Genomic DNA, 731 nt, shown 5'->3' on the forward strand with positions numbered 1-731 from the left:
AACGTATGTGAAGTCAACTACCCACAGCGCGTTGGGTCGGGTGACGCGAAATTGGCGGTTCACCTTGTCCAGCGGGCACGCCGCCTTCGGATTGCTGACCGTTGTAATCGTTGTCTTTCCGCGCCTTACTCCTGCCAAGCCCATGGCCCGCATCAGGCGCTCCACCGTGCATTTAGCCACTTTGATTCCCTCGCGGCGCATCTGGTGCCAGACCTTGCGCGTGCCATAAAGGCCCGAGCTGTCGTCATGGACACGCTGGATATGGTCCTTGATCTCGTCATCGCGCTTGGCTCGCGCTGGCCGCTTGGCGGGGTCGGCAAGCCGTGCGGAGTGTTCGTGATAAGAAGAAGGGGCGACCGCCAGTTCGCGGCAGATCGGCTCGATACCCTGTTCTTTGCCGTGCATGTCGATGAACGACATCACCATTTGCCGTGGCGGTCGAGCTCCGCCTGCGCAAAATATGCCGACGCCTTGCGCAAAATCTCGTTGGCCCGACGCAGTTCCTTCACCTCGCGCTCAAGCGCCTTGAGCCGATCTTTGTCGCCGAGACTTTGCGCCGCTGGTCCCGCTCGTCGGCTCGCCTCCTCGCGGCACCAGCGGCGCAAAGTCTCGGCGGTGCAGCCAATCTTGCCGGCGATCGAGGTCATCGCCGCCCATTCCGAACCGTAATCGGCACGATGCTCGTCAACCATCCGAACCGCGCGCTCACGGACTTCAGGTGAAAACTTGTT

At 61.4% G+C, this 731-nt stretch carries 1 pseudogene and 1 other annotated feature; the pseudogene reads right to left on the minus strand.

Annotated elements, in window-relative coordinates:
* Positions 1-731, minus strand: a pseudogene (locus tag QN347_RS19325) (IS3 family transposase); the annotation flags it as partial.
* Positions 351-465 (minus strand) — a sequence feature (AL1L pseudoknot). It overlaps the preceding pseudogene by 115 nt.

This window comes from Sphingomonas sp. 10B4 (genome assembly GCF_035019905.1).
In the GTDB taxonomy this organism is placed as follows: domain Bacteria; phylum Pseudomonadota; class Alphaproteobacteria; order Sphingomonadales; family Sphingomonadaceae; genus Sphingomonas; species Sphingomonas glacialis.